The 15,123-nt window shown below is 65.1% G+C and carries 15 protein-coding genes and 1 tRNA gene; 7 read left to right on the top strand and 9 right to left on the bottom strand.

All coding sequences use genetic code 11. The features are described 5' to 3' along the window. Window positions 1-2: 2 nt before the first annotated feature. The 4 genes from ACFPO9_RS16100 to ACFPO9_RS16085 form a co-directional block, all read right to left on the bottom strand. Window positions 3-2,222 (bottom strand): xanthine dehydrogenase family protein molybdopterin-binding subunit, encoded by a 2,220-nt coding sequence (locus ACFPO9_RS16100; protein WP_379772126.1) that lies wholly within the window; start codon window positions 2,220-2,222, stop codon window positions 3-5. 9 nt (window positions 2,223-2,231) lie between these two features. Then, window positions 2,232-2,696 (bottom strand): (2Fe-2S)-binding protein, encoded by a 465-nt coding sequence (locus tag ACFPO9_RS16095; RefSeq protein WP_379772125.1) that lies wholly within the window; start codon window positions 2,694-2,696, stop codon window positions 2,232-2,234. Window positions 2,697-2,818: 122 nt separating this feature from the next. After that, entirely contained in the window at window positions 2,819-3,541 is a 723-nt protein-coding gene (locus ACFPO9_RS16090; RefSeq protein WP_379772124.1) for a DsbC family protein, read from the bottom strand. 30 nt (window positions 3,542-3,571) lie between these two features. Then, window positions 3,572-4,813 carry an FAD-dependent monooxygenase gene (locus tag ACFPO9_RS16085; RefSeq protein WP_379772123.1) on the bottom strand — a complete coding sequence of 414 codons (1,242 nt, stop codon included), beginning with the start codon at window positions 4,811-4,813 and terminating at the stop codon, window positions 3,572-3,574. 82 nt (window positions 4,814-4,895) lie between these two features. Between ACFPO9_RS16085 and ACFPO9_RS16080 the strand changes: the two genes are divergently transcribed. Continuing rightward, a tRNA-Phe gene (locus tag ACFPO9_RS16080) sits at window positions 4,896-4,971 on the top strand. A gap of 63 nt (window positions 4,972-5,034) precedes the next feature. Here the strand turns inward: ACFPO9_RS16080 and ACFPO9_RS16075 are convergent. From ACFPO9_RS16075 to ACFPO9_RS16065, 3 genes are read right to left on the bottom strand one after another with little or no spacing between them, the layout of a single operon-like run. Then, window positions 5,035-5,958, bottom strand: a complete 924-nt coding sequence (locus ACFPO9_RS16075; protein WP_379772122.1) for a Gfo/Idh/MocA family protein — start codon at window positions 5,956-5,958, stop codon at window positions 5,035-5,037. 17 nt (window positions 5,959-5,975) lie between these two features. Continuing rightward, window positions 5,976-6,587 carry a LysE family translocator gene (locus tag ACFPO9_RS16070; protein WP_379772121.1) on the bottom strand — a complete coding sequence of 204 codons (612 nt, stop codon included), beginning with the start codon at window positions 6,585-6,587 and terminating at the stop codon, window positions 5,976-5,978. Between the two features lie 25 nt (window positions 6,588-6,612). After that, a complete protein-coding gene (locus tag ACFPO9_RS16065; RefSeq protein ID WP_379772120.1) occupies window positions 6,613-6,774 on the bottom strand; it encodes a hypothetical protein in 162 nt (53 codons plus the stop codon). 96 nt (window positions 6,775-6,870) lie between these two features. On the opposite strand from ACFPO9_RS16065, the gene ACFPO9_RS16060 reads away from it, so the two are divergent. The 5 genes from ACFPO9_RS16060 to ACFPO9_RS16040 all read left to right on the top strand — a co-directional run bounded on the left by ACFPO9_RS16060 (window position 6,871) and on the right by ACFPO9_RS16040 (window position 10,353). Then, entirely contained in the window at window positions 6,871-7,476 is a 606-nt protein-coding gene (locus tag ACFPO9_RS16060) for a TetR/AcrR family transcriptional regulator (RefSeq protein ID WP_379772119.1), read from the top strand. 36 nt (window positions 7,477-7,512) lie between these two features. Beyond that, the gene (locus tag ACFPO9_RS16055; protein ID WP_379772118.1) at window positions 7,513-7,857 is read left to right on the top strand and encodes a zinc ribbon domain-containing protein YjdM; all 345 of its coding nucleotides are present in this window, start codon (window positions 7,513-7,515) and stop codon (window positions 7,855-7,857) included. Between the two features lie 62 nt (window positions 7,858-7,919). After that, window positions 7,920-8,513 (top strand): TetR/AcrR family transcriptional regulator, encoded by a 594-nt coding sequence (locus tag ACFPO9_RS16050; protein WP_379772149.1) that lies wholly within the window; start codon window positions 7,920-7,922, stop codon window positions 8,511-8,513. 99 nt (window positions 8,514-8,612) lie between these two features. Beyond that, the gene (locus tag ACFPO9_RS16045) at window positions 8,613-9,647 is read left to right on the top strand and encodes an NADP-dependent oxidoreductase (RefSeq protein WP_379772117.1); all 1,035 of its coding nucleotides are present in this window, start codon (window positions 8,613-8,615) and stop codon (window positions 9,645-9,647) included. Between the two features lie 25 nt (window positions 9,648-9,672). Next, window positions 9,673-10,353, top strand: coding sequence for a type 1 glutamine amidotransferase domain-containing protein (locus tag ACFPO9_RS16040; protein WP_379772116.1), 681 nt, complete (start codon window positions 9,673-9,675; stop codon window positions 10,351-10,353). A 130-nt stretch (window positions 10,354-10,483) separates the two neighbouring features. On the opposite strand, the gene ACFPO9_RS16035 is transcribed toward ACFPO9_RS16040, so the two are convergent. Next, window positions 10,484-11,236: a PEP-CTERM sorting domain-containing protein gene (locus ACFPO9_RS16035; RefSeq protein WP_379772115.1), complete on the bottom strand. Its 753-nt coding sequence runs from the start codon at window positions 11,234-11,236 to the stop codon at window positions 10,484-10,486. Window positions 11,237-11,417: 181 nt separating this feature from the next. Then, entirely contained in the window at window positions 11,418-14,345 is a 2,928-nt protein-coding gene (locus ACFPO9_RS16030; RefSeq protein WP_379772114.1) for a bifunctional diguanylate cyclase/phosphodiesterase, read from the bottom strand. 371 nt (window positions 14,346-14,716) lie between these two features. Between ACFPO9_RS16030 and ACFPO9_RS16025 the strand changes: the two genes are divergently transcribed. Then, window positions 14,717-15,100 (top strand): COG4315 family predicted lipoprotein, encoded by a 384-nt coding sequence (locus tag ACFPO9_RS16025; RefSeq protein ID WP_379772113.1) that lies wholly within the window; start codon window positions 14,717-14,719, stop codon window positions 15,098-15,100. Window positions 15,101-15,123 lie beyond the last annotated feature (23 nt).

Raw genomic sequence — 15,123 nt, 5'->3', positions numbered from 1 at the left:
GCTTAAGCCGAAGCCAGGTCGAAGGGCAGCTTGCGCAGCCGCTTGCCGGTCAGCTTGAACAGCGCATTGGCGAAGGCCGGCGCCAGCGGCGGCAGGCCGGGTTCGCCCAGGCCGGTCGGCGGCTCGTTCGACGGCACGATGTGCACCTCGACCTGCGGCATGTCGTTCATGCGCGCCACTGTGTAGTCGCCGAAGTTCTGCTGCTCGACCACGCCATCCTTCAGCGTGATGCGCGCGCCCGGCAGGGTGGTCCCCAGCGCCATCAGCGCCGCGCCTTCGACCTGGGCCGCGATGGACAGCGGGTTCACCGCCAGGTTGCAGTGCACGCCGGCGGTCGCCTTGTGCAGGCGCGGCGTGCCGTCCTTCGCGACCGAGGCTTCGACCACGTAGGCGACCACGGTGTTGAAGGACTCGTGCACGGCCACGCCCCAGGCATGGCCCTTCGGCAGGGTCTTCTTGCCGTAGCCGGACTTCGCCACCGCCAGGTCCAGCGCCGCATGGTGGCGGGTGTGCCTGGCGTCGATCAGCTTCTTGCGGTAGGCCACCGGGTCGGCCTTGGCGGCATGCGCGGCCTCGTCGATCAGGGTCTCCATCACGAAGGCGGTGTGGGTCGAGCCCACCGAGCGCCACCACAGCACCGGCACATTCGCCTTGGCGATATGGGCCGTCAGGTTCAGCGGCACCGCGTAGGGCGCGCCCATGCCTTCGACCATGGTGCTGTCCACGCCCTTCTGGATCATGAAGCCTTCGAAGGGCGTGCCGGCGGCGATCGACTGGCCGACGATGACGTGGTCCCAGGCGACGATGTTGCCCTGCGCGTCCAGGCCAATCTCGGCGCGGTGCAGGTGCGAGGGACGGTAGTAGCCGCCGCGGATGTCGTCCTCGCGGCTCCACATCATCTTGACCGGACCCTGGTGGCCGGAGGCCTTCCACGCCTTGGCGACGTTGACCGCCTCGACCACGAAGTCCGAAGTCGGCACCGCGCGCCGGCCGAAGCCGCCGCCCGCCATCATCGTGTGCAGGGTCACCTGCTCGGGCTTCAGGCCCGCGGTTCTGGCGGCGGCGGCCTGGTCGCCGGTCTGGAACTGCGAGCCGACCCACAGCGTGCAGGAATCATCCTTCAGGTCGACCGTGCAGTTGATCGGCTCCATCGGCGCGTGCGCCAGGTAGGGGAATTCGTAGACCGCCGAGATCTTCTTCGCGGCCGTGGCCAGCCTGGAGGTATCGGCTTGGCGCGCCACCGCGCCCGGTTTTTTGGACAGCTCGGCGAATTCGGCCAGCTGGGCCGCGGAATCGAGCCTGGCGACGCCGGCGGTCTCCCATTCGATCTCGAGGGCGTCGCGGCCCTGCTTGGCCGGCCAGTAGCCCTCGGCGATCACGGCGATGCCGCGGCCGCCGCGGTCGACCGGGATCTCCACCACGGCCAGCACGCCGCGGATCGCCCTGGCTTTCGACGCATCGAATTTCGCGACCTTGGCGCCGAACACCGGCGGGTGCGCCACCACCGCCACCTTCGCGCCTTCCGGCTTGAAGTCGATGCCGAACTGCTGGCGGCCGCTGGACTTGGCGCGCGCGTCGAGGCGCTTCATCGGCTTGCCGATGTAGCGGAACTGTTTCGCATCCTTCAAGGTGACGGTTTCCGGTACCGGCTGCTTCATCGCGGCGTCGGCCAGTGCGCCATACGTCGCCTTCTGCCCTGCCGGGCCGTAGACCAGGCCCTTGGCGCTGCGGCACTGGGCCGGATTGACTTTCCACTGCTCGGCGGCGGCGGCCACCAGCATCGCGCGGGCGCGGGCGCCGACTTCGCGGTACTGGGTGAAGGAGTGGGCGATGGTGCCCGAGCCGCCGGTGATCTGCATGCCGAAGGCCGGATCCTTGTAGGCATCGCCGGCCGGCGCCAGCTCGGCGCGCATCTGCGCCCAGTCGGCGTCCAGCTCGTCGGCGATCACCATCGGCAGCGCCGTGTGCACGCCCTGGCCGAATTCCAGGCGGTTGACGATCACGGTGACGGTATTGTCCGGCGCCACGCGCAGAAAGGCGTTCGGCGCGTAGATCGCCGGCTTCGCCTCGGCGGCGCGCGCCATGCGGCCGCCGGCCGGCAGCATGAAGCCCAGCACCAGGCCGCCGCCGGCGACGGCGCCGGCTTTCAGGAAACCGCGGCGCGAAACGCCGTCCACCGCGGCGCCCGGCAGGCCCGCGTTCTTGAACCAGGTTGGTCGCATGTCGGCTCCTTACGCGATCGCGATGACTTTAGCGGCATCCTTGATGGCCGCGCGGATCCGTTGATAGGTGCCGCAGCGGCAGATATTGCCGCTCATGGCGTTGTCGATGTCGGCGTCGCTCGGCGCCTTGTTCACGCGCAGCAGGGCCGTCGCGCTCATCACCTGCCCGCTCTGGCAGTAGCCGCACTGCGGCACGTCGTGCTTGACCCAGGCGTCCTGCACGGCCTTGCCGACCTTGTCGGACTCCATCGCCTCGATGGTGGTGATCTTCTGGCCGGCGGCGGCGGAGATCGGCGTGATGCAGGAGCGGATCGCCTCGCCGTTCAGGTGCACGGTGCAGGCGCCGCACAGGGCCGCGCCGCAGCCGAACTTGGTGCCGGTCATGTTGAGGTTGTCGCGCAGCGCCCAGAGGATGGGCGTGGAGGGATCGGCGTCGACCTGCTGGTCGCGGCCGTTGATGTTCAGAGTGACCACGTGCTGCTCCTTGTTTTGGACGGGGGTGCTGCTTTTTTATATTGTGTGGGACGTGGGCACGGGGTGCCCACCCTACGCACAATGTAGGGTGGGCACCCCGTGCCCACGTTCGTTACCGCTACTTACTGCTTGATCGATTCGAGCTTCTTTTCCAGCGTCGGCAGGTCGACCGCACCCGGAATCCGCGAACCATCGGCAAAGAAAATCGCCGGCGTACCCTGGATCTTCAGCTTCTGCCCCAGCGCCAGCACCTTGTCGTTCGGCGTCGCGCAGCTTTCCGGCGCCGGTGCGGCCGCCTTCCCGGCGATCATCCAGTCGTCCCAGGCCTTGCCGCGGTCCGGCGCGCACCAGATGTTCTTCGACTTCACGAAGGAATCGTCGGACAGGATGTTGTACATGAAGGTGTAGATGGTGACGTTGTCCAGGTCCTTCAGCGTGGTCTGGCGCAGGCGCTTGCAGTAGCCGCAGTTCGGGTCTTCGAACACGGCGATCACGCGCTTGCCGTCGCCCTTGACCTGCTTGATGGCGTCGTTCAGCGGCAGGTCGGAGAACTTGATCTTGTTGATGTCGTCGATGCGCTCGCGGGTCAGGTCGCGCGTGGTCTTGGCATCGTAGACGTGGCCGATGATCAGGTATTCGCCCTTCTTGTCGGTGTACAGGATGTCGCCGGCGACGCGGACTTCGTACAGGCCGCCGTACGGGGTTTCCTTGATCGATTCGATCTTGGCGCCGCCCAGGCGCGGCTCGATATTCTTCTTGATGGTGGCCTCGACCGAGTTCTGCGCACCGACGCAGGATGTAACGAGGCCGGCCGCCAGCAGGACGGCGAGTTTGGTCTTGACCATGAACTTTATTCCTAAAAGATGTATGCCTACTTATTTGCCCATCGCATGGGCGATCAGTTTCCGCTTAACGAGCGGCAACTTATTCAGCAAGTTTAATCCCAAATTGCGGACAACGCGTACCGGCTCGAGATTGGCGCCGAACAAACGTTCGAGCCCGTCGGTGGCAAGTTGCATGAGGAACACGTCTTCCTTGCGTGCCCGTGCATAGCGCGCCAGAACGCGCTCGTCGCCGATGCCGTGCTGGGCTTCGCGCTCGTCCACGACCCGCAGCAGGTCGACGATGTCGGCAAAGCCCAGGTTCATGCCGTGGCCGGCCAGCGGATGCACGGCGTGGGCGGCGTCGCCGATCAGGGCCACGTGCGGCGCCGTGACCGCGTGCGGGCGCACCAGCGCCAGCGGAATCGCCTTGACCGCTTCCGGTTGCAGGGGCTTGAGCAGGCCGAGCGTGCTTTCCGAATACTCGCCGAGACGGATCGCCAGCTCGCCCAGCGACTCGTCCATGATGGTGTCGGCCAGGGTTTCCGGGGCCGACCACACCAGCGAGACCTTGTCGCCCGCCAGCGGCAGCAGGGCGATGATGCCTTCCTTGCAAGTAAACCACTGGTGAGCGACGTTGTGGTGCGGCTTTTCGCAGGAGAAATTGGCGACGATGGCGCGCTGGTGGTAGGAGCGGTAGTCGATGCCGATGTCGCACTGTCCGCGCACCCAGGATTCACGGCCGTCGGCGCCGAGCAGCAGCTGGGCCTCGATCGGCGCCCCGTCTTCCAGCTCGACCCTGGCGCCGAGCGAACTGCAAGCCAGCTTGCAGGCGCGGCCGGTGACGACGTCGACGTTCTGGGCGAAGCGCAGAGCCGCGTCCAGCGCCATGTTCAAATTGCTGTCCTCGACGATCCAGGCCAGGGCGCCGGTATGGGCGCCGAAGGCATCGAAGCCCAGGTGGCCGCCCTGCTCGCCGTCGCCCTTGACGTCCATGGCGTCGACCGGCGCCACGCGCGCCATGTCGAGCGCGCCCCAGACTTTCAGCGAAGACAGCAGCTTCTGCGCCGTGTGGTTGAGCGCGTACACCCGCACGTCCCAGGGTTTCTCGCCCCCGGACGACGCCGGTTCTTCCGCCCCCGGGCGCGCGGGCGGCACCAGCAAAGTGACGCTGTGCCCGGCTTGCGAAAAGCCCAGGGCGGCGGTCTTGGCGATGGCGCCGTTGCCGACGATGCAGACGTCGCTACGGCGGGCGTCGGCACGGGATTGTGCGGAGGAAGAGGTCTGTGTAGTCATGAAGGCATTATATCGCTTCATAAAAAATTGCCGCACAGGACTTGCGGGCTTGAAAACCACTGGCTATAATCATGCCTCTCTTGGCCTGGTAGCTCAGTTGGTAGAGCAGAGGATTGAAAATCCTTGTGTCGGTGGTTCGATTCCGCCCCGGGCCACCAAGAATTCAGAAGTAACGCAAACGCCACCTCCGGGTGGCGTTTTTGTTTTCCGGCCCTTCCAGTTCAAGCCAGCAGGCGTTCGACCAGTTCTGCCACCTGCCGCGCTTCCGATACCGTCGCGAGCCCGGCGTCGGCCTGGCCCCTGAATGCGCGGGCAAATGCATCCAATGTATAAGGGGTCGGGTCGACCGGCGCGACCGGCGCCATCCCGGTCGCCTCGAATCGATACCAGTCATGCAATCTGGCGCTGCCCCGGCTCCCCTGCCACTCGAAGCAATTGGCATCCTCGATGGCGCCGCGCACCGCGGCATCGATATCGAGGACGCCGGCGGCATGACGCAGCTGCGCCCGCAACGCGGTTTCGGTCTTGCCTGGTGCGCGTTCGAGCTGGTAGCTGGCCAGGTCCAGCGGGCCGAACAAACGCAATGCCAGAAACAGGAAATGCGATAACACCTCGCGGGTGAAGCCGCCCTGCTCCGGCATGCCCAGCCATTCGGCGGCGCCACCTTGCCAGCCGCGCGGCCATTGCGCGAACCGCAGGGTGATGCGTGCTTCGGCAAATGCGCCGATCGCGCCGCTGCCTGTGATGTCCTGCAGCCGGCGCACGGCGGGCAGGCATGCGAACGGAAAGTTGACGGCGCAACGGGGCAGTGCCAGCCGGTCGATTGCCGCCACGTCAGCCAGGCTGGCGGCGAGAGGCTTTTCGCATAGCACGGCCACCCCGGCGTCCCGTGCCAGCCTCAGGTGTTCCAGGTGGAAGGCTGGCGGCGAGGCGATGTACAAGGCGTCCAGTCCGGGCTGCCTGCTCAAGCCGGCGGCACTGGCCGACAGCGGCAGGTCCGGGACCAGCGCATGTGCCCGTGCCTGCGCGCCGGCGTCGGGGTCGTAGATGCCGGCCACCTTGTACGCCCTGTGCGCTTTCAATGCCTGCAATACGCGCAAGCCCATGGTGCCGGCGCCGATGACGCCGATCCGGATCTCCTGCATTCTTATTCTCCCTTCGATCAAGCCCGCACGATGCGTAGCGCGCACAGCAATAACAAACACCCGGTTGCCAGTTGCAAGATGCCGCTGCGTGCGCCACCCAGCTGGCGGCGCGCAAGCCAGGCGTACGCGCAGAGCACCGGATATTCGAGCAATACCGCAACCGCCCCGAGCAGCGCCATTTGCACCACCGGTGGCCAAGCACCGGGCTGGACAAACTGGGGCAGCATGGCGCCGAAAAACAGCACTGACTTGGGGTTGGCCAACTGTAGCGCCAGCGCATCGGAAAACAGCCGCCGCGCCGAGGCCGGGGGTGGGATTTCGCGATGTCCGTCCTGCCTGGCGCGGCGCCATGAGCGCAGCGCCTGGATGCCAAGCCAGCCGATGTAGGCGGCCCCCAGCACGCGCAGCACGGCCAGGCTGCCTGGCATCGCTGCAAAGATGGCCCCCAGGCCGAGCAGGGCCAGGACGATGTAGATGCAGTTACCCAGGAGGATCCCGGCGATGCTGGCCTGCGCCGGCTTCAAGCCGGACCGCAGGGCAGCGCCCATCACATTCACGACCGCGGGGCCGGGGGTGATGCTCAAAACGAAATTCATACACCAGAAAGAAATTGCCAGCGCCAAGTCCATGATGTCTTCACTCTGCGTTAGTGAATTACAGCTTCGTGCGGTCGAGCCCATTGATGAGCTTGCATAGCTCCCGCCATACCGCCGCAAGCCGGCGCCGCTCCCGCCCCCTGCCCTTGCCACAGGCTGGCAGGCGCACTGCGATCAGCAGTGCGCCTGCTACCGTCCTCGTCACTTTCAGCGTCATCATCCGGACTCCTTCGCAAGAATTCAATAATTAACTAGACTTGAGTATATTTAATTAGCCGATACAATGCAAGCCTCTCAACACATGACGCGGTGACGAATGGCCAGGCCGATTGGAAAAAGCAGCAAAGTCAGGCAACAAATCCTGGATGCCGCGACGCGCTTGTTCGAGCAGCGCGGTGTCGACGCGGTCAGCATGGACGACATCGTCGACGACGCCGGCGTGGTGCGCGCCACGGTGTACAGCCATTTCGGCAGCAAGGCCGCCCTGGCGGCGGCCTGCGCGCGGCTGTACCTGGCCAGCCTGGCCGATACCCTGCCCCGGCAGGCCGAGCCGGGCCGCTTGCGCGCCGCGCTGGGCGAGTTCGCGCAGCGGACGCAATCCTGGCTGCAGGCCCATGCGGCGCAGGCGCGGATCTTCTTCGAACAGGTGCAGCAGGCCGCCGATTTCAGTGGCGCGCCTCGAGACGGGCCCTCGTTGCGCCTGTCCTTGCGCGCGCTGTTTTCGTGCGCGCGCGATACCGGCGACCTGCCCCCGGATGCGGATATCGAATTCCTTGCCGACGGCTACGCCTATCTGTGGTTCATGCTGTGCGCCCAGTGGCTCGCGCAGCAGGACGACGCGCAATTGGCGTCGCGGCTGGCGCAGCTGGCGGATTTGTATGCCCCCGGCCCGCGCGGTTCGCGCGATGCGGCGCAGGACTGACACGCAAAATTACTTTACTGAAGACTGGATACTGACATGACGAATTTCCCACCCTGCCCCGCCTGCGGCTCCACGCTCACCTACGAAGACGGCTCGGGCAACTACGTCTGCCCGGAATGCGCGCACGAATGGCCGGTGAAGATGGAGGCAGCCACGGAAGAAGCGGCGCGCGAGTGGCGCGACGCCGCCGGCAACCTGCTGCAGGACGGCGATTCGGTCACCGTCATCAAGGACCTCAAGCTGAAGGGCGGCGGCGGCGTGGTCAAGCAGGGCACCAAGGTCAAGAATATCCGCCTGGTCGACGGCGACCACGATATCGACTGCAAGATCGACGGCTTCGGCGCCATGAGCCTGAAATCGGAATTCGTCCGCAAGAGCTGAAGGCAACACCGGCAGCGCCGGGCCGCAAGACGACTGGTCTAATTGGTGCTATCATGAGCTCCATGAACAGCGAACAGCAAAGCGTCCGCCAGCATATCCTTGCCACCGGCCGCAGCATCATCATGGGCAAGGGTTATTCGGGTGTCGGCCTGAACGAGATCCTGTCGGCCGCCGGTGTGCCGAAGGGCTCGTTCTACCATTACTTCAAGTCGAAGGAACTGTTCGGCAAGGCCATGCTCGAAGATTACGTCGATGCCTACCTGGCCGGACTGGAAGCCATGCTCGCCGCCGACGGCAACCCGGGACTGGCACGCCTGATGCGCTACTGGGACAGCTGGCTGGTGCTTGCCGACGACGCCTGCGCCGGCAGCAAGTGCCTGGTGGTCAAGCTGAGCGGGGAAGTCGCCGACCTGTCCGAAGCCATGCGCGAGGTCCTGTTGCAAGGCACGAACCGGATCGTGCAACGCCTCGCGGATTGCATCGCCGAGGGCCTTGCCGACGGCTCGGTCCGGAGCGGCGTGGCGGCCCCGCAGACCGCCCTCGCCCTGTATGAAATGTGGCTGGGCGCGGCCCTGCTGACGAAATTGCGGCGCGAGCCGAGCGCGCTGCAGAATGCGATGCTTGTCACCCGCGCCATGCTGGAGGCGCCGCGCTGAACGGACACGGCGGCATTGCGCCGCCATTTTTTTGCGCAGTTTCTAGACGACCAGTCTAATAGATACATGGCAATATTATCATCAAGAAGGGAATATCAAATGACCCAGGATCGCAAGCGTAACCGCCGCTTCGTACTACAACAGCGTCCGCACGGCTCGCCCGACGCCAACACTTTCCGCCTGGAAGAGCAGCCGGTGCCTGCCCCGCAGGAGGGCCAGGTCCTGCTGCGCACGCTGTTCCTCTCGCTCGATCCCTACATGCGTGGCCGCATCAGCGACGCGCCTTCCTATGCCGCGCCGGTCGAGATTGGCGGCACCATGGTCGGCGGCACTGTTTCGCGTGTCGAAACCTCGCGCAACCCCGACTTTCCGGTCGGCCAGCTGGTACTGGGCTACAGCGGCTGGCAGGATTACGCGCTGTCCGATGGCGCCGGCCTGAACAAGCTGGACGGCGACGTGGCGCAGTCTTCCCGCGCGCTCGGTGTGCTGGGCATGCCCGGCTTTACCGCCTACATGGGCCTGCTCGACATCGGCCAGCCGAAGGCCGGTGAAACCGTGGTAGTCGCAGCCGCCAGCGGCGCGGTCGGTTCGCTGGTCGGACAGATCGCGAAGATCAAGGGTGCGCGTGCGGTCGGCATCGCCGGCGGCGCCGAGAAATGCCGCTACGTGGTCGAAGAACTCGGCTTCGATGCCTGCATCGACCACCGCGCGCCGGATTTCGCGCAGCAACTGGCGGACGCCTGCCCGGACGGCATCGACGTGTATTTCGAGAACGTCGGCGGCGCCGTGTTCGACGCCGTGCTGCCGCTGCTGAACACCAGAGCGCGGATCCCGGTGTGCGGCATGATCGCCGACTACAACGCCACCGCCCTGCCCGCCGGCCCGGACCGCCTGGGCCTGCTGGCGCGCACCATCCTCACCAAACGCATCCGCATGCAGGGCTTCATCATCTTCGACGACTACGGCCATCGCTACGGTGAATTCTTCCAGCAGATGAGCGAGTGGCTCCAGCAAGGCAGAATCAAATTCCGCGAAGACATCGTCGACGGCCTGGAAAACGCCCCGCAAGCCTTCAACGGCCTGCTCGAAGGAAAGAACTTCGGCAAGCTGGTCATCCGTGTTGCCCAAGATTGATCCCCACACTGAAAGGAAACGAAAAATGAAAAAGATTCTGATGGTACTGACCTCCCACGACCAGCTCGGTGACACCGGCAAGAAAACCGGCTTCTGGCTGGAAGAGTTCGCCGCGCCCTATTACGCGCTGAAGGATGCAGGCGCCGCCATTACCGTGGTCTCGCCGGCCGGCGGCCAGCCGCCGCTCGACCCGAAAAGCGACGAGCCGGACGCGCAAACCGATGCCACCCGCCGCTTCAAGGCCGACGCCGATGCGCAGCGCGTGCTGGCCTCGACCGGCAAGCTGTCGGAAGTGAAAGCCGACGACTTCGACGCCGTGTTCTACCCGGGCGGCCACGGCCCGCTGTGGGACCTGGCCGAGGACAGGGATTCGATCGCCCTGATCGAGGCAATGGCGGCGGCCGGCAAGCCGGTGGCGGCGGTCTGCCACGCGCCGGGCGTGCTGCGCAAGGTGAAGGCGGCTGACGGCAGTCCGCTGGTCAAGGGCAAGAAGGTGACCGGCTTCACCAACACCGAAGAAGATGCGGTTGGCCTGACCCAGGTCGTACCCTTCCTGGTCGAGGACATGCTGAAGCAAAACGGCGGCGAATATTCGAAAGGCGCGGATTGGCAATCCTATGTCGTCACCGACGGCAAGCTGGTGACCGGCCAGAACCCGGCCTCGTCGGAAGCGGGTGCGGAAGCCCTGCTGAAGCTGCTGGCCTGAGTAGCGTAGTCGGACTGCCGGGTTCGACGGCACCGTGGAGCGACTTCGTTTCCCGAAAAAAAACGCCAACCGCGCAGGTTGGCGTTTCGGTTACTGCCGCCGTGCGATCGGCGGACGCATTGCCGGAAACTCAGGACTTACGGCGCCGCGCCACCGCTCCGCCCAGCAGGCCAAGCGCCAGCAGGGCCATCGAACCCGGTTCCGGCACGGCGGTGCCCAGCACCTGCACATTGAAATCGGAAGCCTTGTCCCAGCCGTTGCCCAGGCTCGTGAACGAATCCACCGAGATCGCGCTGCCGCCGACCATATGCGCTTCCCACAGCAGGTCGTCGGCGCCCTGTTGCGGGGTGCCGCTGAGCGCGGCGTTCGAGGCGCTCATGAAGGGAATCACGTAGTCGCCGCCGGTACCGTCCAGGAAGAACATATAGGTCTGGCCGGCGCCGAGCGTCAGGTTGACCGCAAAGTCGATCTGGGTCAATGAGCGCGTGGCGCCACTGGTGGTGGTGTAGCTGGCGCCGCCCGGGTAAGTGGTCGGGGTCGCGGTGTAGGTGCTGGAAATCGACGTCAGGCTGCCCGGACTGCCGCTGCTCAAGCCGCCAATCAGGGATACCGTCCCGGTCGGCCCGACCGTCCAGATGCGAATGGTATTGATGTTCCAGGTTGCCCCGGTGGTGTTGGTGAAGGTATCGCCCTCGACCCAGTAATCGCCCCGCTGGTAGCCGGCGTCGGTCCAGGCGACGTTCGAGCGGTTGGCGGTATTGAGATTGAGGTTATCCGACGGCAGGCCGCGGTCCACGAGCACATCCGCGTATGCGGCGCTCATCATTGCAAAGGACATCGCCACTGCGCCAATGGCGGAAGCAAAGCGCTTGGTAGTCAACATCAGGTTCTCCCCAGAATGAATGTTTAGGTGACTGCTCTTGCGGTATCTGGGGTATGCAATTTACAGGCCCGGTTCCTGCAGGTCCTTAATAAACAAGTATTTGCACGAATATTATGCAAGACGGCTCAGTCACCCGGCATAACCGGAAAAACCTGTCAATTTTTTCGACAAGGTTTGGACATCAAGCCGCCAGCCGCAACTCGATCCGCTCGATCACCTGGTGTACATCCTCGGGCGGCACCGGTGGGCTGAAGTAATAGCCCTGGCCGATATGGCAGCCGTGCGCCAGCAGCCAGTTCATCTGCTCGCGCGTCTCCACCCCTTCCGCCACGATATTCATCTTCAAGGCATTTCCCATGGCGACGATCGCCTGGGTCAGCTTTTCCGCGTTCGAGTCTTCCAGCATGCTCTGGGTGAAGGACTGGTCGATCTTGAGGCACTGCAGCGGCAGCTGGCGCAAATAGCTCAGCGAGGAAAAGCCGGTGCCGAAATCGTCGAGCGCGGTGGAAATGCCGGTCTCGTTCAGCGCCCGCAACACGTTCTGGGTCTCGTCGAGCTGGCGCATGAAGCAGGATTCGGTCACTTCGACCTGCAGCGCGTGCGCCGGCACCTGGTATTCCTCCAATAGTTCGGCCAGGTAGGCGACCAGGTTCGGCGACAGGATATCCGCGATCGACAGGTTGATCGCGACCGGCAGCGGCGCCAGGCCATGGCTCAGCCAGTTGGCCTGTTCCGCGATCGCATTGCGCATGACCCAGCGGTCGATGCGCAGGATCTGGTCGCTGTGCTCGGCAATCGGGATGAAGGCGCCGGGACTGTTCTGGCCCCGGGTCGGGTGGTTCCAGCGCACCAGCGCCTCGAGGCCGACCACTTTCCGGCTGATCAGGTCCACCTTGGGCTGGAACACCAGCGACAGCTGGTTGCGCTCCACCGCTTCGTCCAGGTCGCGCTCGAGCAGGTAGTAGTCACGCTGGCTCGCCGCCATCGCCAGTTCGAAGACCACGCTGCGGCTGCGGCCCCGGGACTTGGCCTGGTACAGGGCCAGGTCGGCGTGGCGCAACAGTTCGCTCACCGTGCGGCCATGGCCTGGCGGAATCGCCACGCCCACTGAAATCCCCAGGCGGAACTGCTGTCCCTTGATGTCGAAGGGTGCGGCCACCGCCTGATGCAGGCGCTCCGCGAAAGTCAGGGCCGTGGCGGCGTTCGGGTGCGGAATCTGCAGCAGGAGCATGAATTCATCGCCGCCCAGGCGGGCCAGCAGGTCGAATTCCCGCACCACCGCCTTCAGCCTCAGGCTCAGCTGCTGCAGCACCAGGTCGCCGGTTTCATGGCCGTAGGTGTCGTTGATCTTCTTGAAGTGATCCAGGTCCAGCAGCATCAGCGCGGTGTTGTAGCGCGTATCGTCGAGGCGCCGCGCGACCTCGTCCTCCATGGCCCGGCGGTTGTACAGGCCGGTCAGGTGGTCGTGGTGGGCGCGCCAGTGCAGGGTTTCCTGCATCTTCCGGTTGGCCCGCAGCTTGTTCACCTCGCTCAGGATGCGCAGCAGGTTCTGCAGCGCGTCGGCGTCGATCTGCTGCCATGGGTCCGAATGGCCCTTGACCGATTCCTTCCACTCCGCAAACGAGCGCCGCGGTTCCAGCCTGACGCGGCCATCCGGCAGCGCGACGATGTCCTTGACCGGCTCGCCGCCCCAGCGCACCTGCTGCACCGCTTCGGCCCGGGTCATGAAGCAGAAGATCAGGTCGCCGTCATGCCGCTGCGCCAGCAGCAGGCCCGCCGCTTCCGGCAGCAGCAACAGGGATTTCCTGGGCGAGGTCAGCAAGTCGTCCCACATCCGCACGCCCGGACTGGTGTTGCGGCTGTCCAGGCGCGACGCGACTTCGTCCAGTATCCGGTGGATGGACCCCTTGCGCTTTCCCGGCCCGCCCAGGCAGGCCAGGGTCCCGATCTGCACGCCCATGGTGTTGGCATTGAACGCCGGCAAGAGCTTGGGCAGCCATAGGTCCAGCTCGGCCGCGATATCGCCATCCTGGATCAGGGCCTGGTGAAACTCGTTCATCAGGCGATCCAGCATCAGGCGATGGCGTACCGCCTCCAGGTTGCTCAGGCCCTCGATGCGCATGTTGGTGATTTCCGCCAGCAGTTCCGACAGGTGGCGCATGCCGTCGCGCAGCTGGTGCGGCGGCGTGCGGGGGCTGTGGTGATGGCAGGCGATCAGGCCCCAGAGCTTGCCTTCGCAGACGATCGACAGGGTCAGGGTGGCGCGCACGCCCATATTCCGGAGATAGGACAGGTGCACCGGCGACAGGCCGCGCAGCATGCAATGGCTCTGGTCGAGTGTCTCGCCGTTCGGCAGCAGCGGGGGCTGCAGCGCATCCATGGGGGCTTCCACGTCGGCCAGCACGCGCAGCTTGTTGGCCAGGTAAAGCGCGCGCGCCTGGCTGGGAATGTCGGACGCGGGAAAGCGCAGTCCCAGGTATTTTTGCGGGTGGCCCTGCGCGGTGCGCTCGGCCACGACCTCGCCGCTCCCATCGGCCCGGAAACGGTAGATCATGACGCGGTCGAAGCCGCTGATTTCCTGGACCACCTTCACGCACTCGCCAAAGAAAGCCTCCAGCCCTTCGGCGCGGCGCAGCCGGCCCATCACTTCCGAGAAATCGGAAAAGATCTCGTTCTGCCGCCGCAGCTCATCCGCGCCGGCGTTCACCGGCAGCCATTCGAGCACCGCCACCGTGCCGCGCCGGTGCCCGAGGCATTCCCATTGCGTCGCGGCGATCTCTTCCTGGCTGGCGCAGGTCCGCTCGAAGCGGGGACGCCAGGGCAGGTTCACGGGATGCGAGGTGGGCAGCGCGGCGATGTCGAGCGGATCGCCCCCGCCGGCGCCGGCCACCCAATCGGACAAGGGCCCGGCGATCAGCGCATTCGCATCCTGCAAGCCCGGCCAATGGCGCACGATGCCGGCCGAGACTTGCACGATGGCCCGGCTCGCGAGATCGACGACCGTCATGAAGCCATAGGACTGCACGGCGCCCAGCAGATGAATTTCTTCCTGTGCACAGGTTTCTTCCAGTGCCGCCGGAATGGTGTCGTCATGCACACCCGGGCTCATGCTCGTTCGTCCTCCCACACGTTGAAGCGGCGCCAGCGAATTAGACACCCGGCAGGAAGGATGGTTCTCGACGCGGAAATGCAAAACGCCAACCCATGCAGGTTGGCGTTTTGACTGTTGCGGCTCGTGCGATCAGTGGAAGAACATGTAGATCAGCACCAGGACGATTGCGGGAACGCCCAGAATCCATGCCAGGAAATATTTGCCCATGATCGTGCTCCTTTGAAGGTTGTGCGATGAGTACGGCTCCATGGTGCCTCGGGCGCATGTCATTGTCCGTACGCTAATACACAAAGTGCGCGGGGCTTCCTCCTACACGGCTACAATGGCCGCGCAGTTCAAGCAGTCCCCCACTGAATAGTTCACAGGAGATGTCCATGAAAACGCTCGGTCTTGCTTCTGCATTCCTCGTCACCTTCCTCTCCTTCTCCGCCCACGCGGCCGACCAGTCGGCGCCCGTCATGAAAAAGGACGGCATGCTGGTCGACATGAAAGGCATGACGGTCTACACCTTCGACAAGGACGCCGCCAACAGCGGCAAGAGCGCCTGCAGCGGCGGCTGCGCGGCCAACTGGCCTGCCGTCCAGCCCGGCGATGCGGCGCCCAGCGCACCCTACTCGGTGATCACCCGCGACGACGGCAGCAAGCAGCTCGCCTACAAGGGCAAGCCGCTGTACACCTTCGTCAAGGACAAGAAGCCGGGCGACAAGGCCGGAGATAAAGCCATGAACGCCTGGCACGTCGTGACCGATTGATCTAGCGCGGTGGCGCCGGCATG

Source organism: Massilia aerilata (assembly GCF_042656905.1).
Taxonomy (GTDB): Bacteria; Pseudomonadota; Gammaproteobacteria; order Burkholderiales; family Burkholderiaceae_D; genus Telluria; species Telluria aerilata.
Note: the sequence above shows the minus strand (reverse complement) of the source record. Positions and strands in the feature narration are given on the sequence as shown.

What these genes read in the sequence shown, in the direction of transcription:
- ACFPO9_RS16060 (WP_379772119.1), top strand. Translation starts at nt 6,871, where the DNA reads ATGGCCAGGCCGATTGGAAAAAGCAGCAAAGTCAGGCAACAAATCCTG.
- ACFPO9_RS16035 (WP_379772115.1), bottom strand. Translation starts at nt 11,236, where the DNA reads ATGTTGACTACCAAGCGCTTTGCTTCCGCCATTGGCGCAGTGGCGATG.
- ACFPO9_RS16025 (WP_379772113.1), top strand. Translation starts at nt 14,717, where the DNA reads ATGTCCATGAAAACGCTCGGTCTTGCTTCTGCATTCCTCGTCACCTTC.
- ACFPO9_RS16085 (WP_379772123.1), bottom strand. Translation starts at nt 4,813, where the DNA reads ATGACTACACAGACCTCTTCCTCCGCACAATCCCGTGCCGACGCCCGC.
- ACFPO9_RS16100 (WP_379772126.1), bottom strand. Translation starts at nt 2,222, where the DNA reads ATGCGACCAACCTGGTTCAAGAACGCGGGCCTGCCGGGCGCCGCGGTG.
- ACFPO9_RS16055 (WP_379772118.1), top strand. Translation starts at nt 7,513, where the DNA reads ATGACGAATTTCCCACCCTGCCCCGCCTGCGGCTCCACGCTCACCTAC.
- ACFPO9_RS16040 (WP_379772116.1), top strand. Translation starts at nt 9,673, where the DNA reads ATGAAAAAGATTCTGATGGTACTGACCTCCCACGACCAGCTCGGTGAC.
- ACFPO9_RS16070 (WP_379772121.1), bottom strand. Translation starts at nt 6,587, where the DNA reads ATGGACTTGGCGCTGGCAATTTCTTTCTGGTGTATGAATTTCGTTTTG.
- ACFPO9_RS16045 (WP_379772117.1), top strand. Translation starts at nt 8,613, where the DNA reads ATGACCCAGGATCGCAAGCGTAACCGCCGCTTCGTACTACAACAGCGT.
- ACFPO9_RS16050 (WP_379772149.1), top strand. Translation starts at nt 7,920, where the DNA reads ATGAACAGCGAACAGCAAAGCGTCCGCCAGCATATCCTTGCCACCGGC.
- ACFPO9_RS16065 (WP_379772120.1), bottom strand. Translation starts at nt 6,774, where the DNA reads ATGATGACGCTGAAAGTGACGAGGACGGTAGCAGGCGCACTGCTGATC.
- ACFPO9_RS16030 (WP_379772114.1), bottom strand. Translation starts at nt 14,345, where the DNA reads ATGAGCCCGGGTGTGCATGACGACACCATTCCGGCGGCACTGGAAGAA.
- ACFPO9_RS16075 (WP_379772122.1), bottom strand. Translation starts at nt 5,958, where the DNA reads ATGCAGGAGATCCGGATCGGCGTCATCGGCGCCGGCACCATGGGCTTG.
- ACFPO9_RS16090 (WP_379772124.1), bottom strand. Translation starts at nt 3,541, where the DNA reads ATGGTCAAGACCAAACTCGCCGTCCTGCTGGCGGCCGGCCTCGTTACA.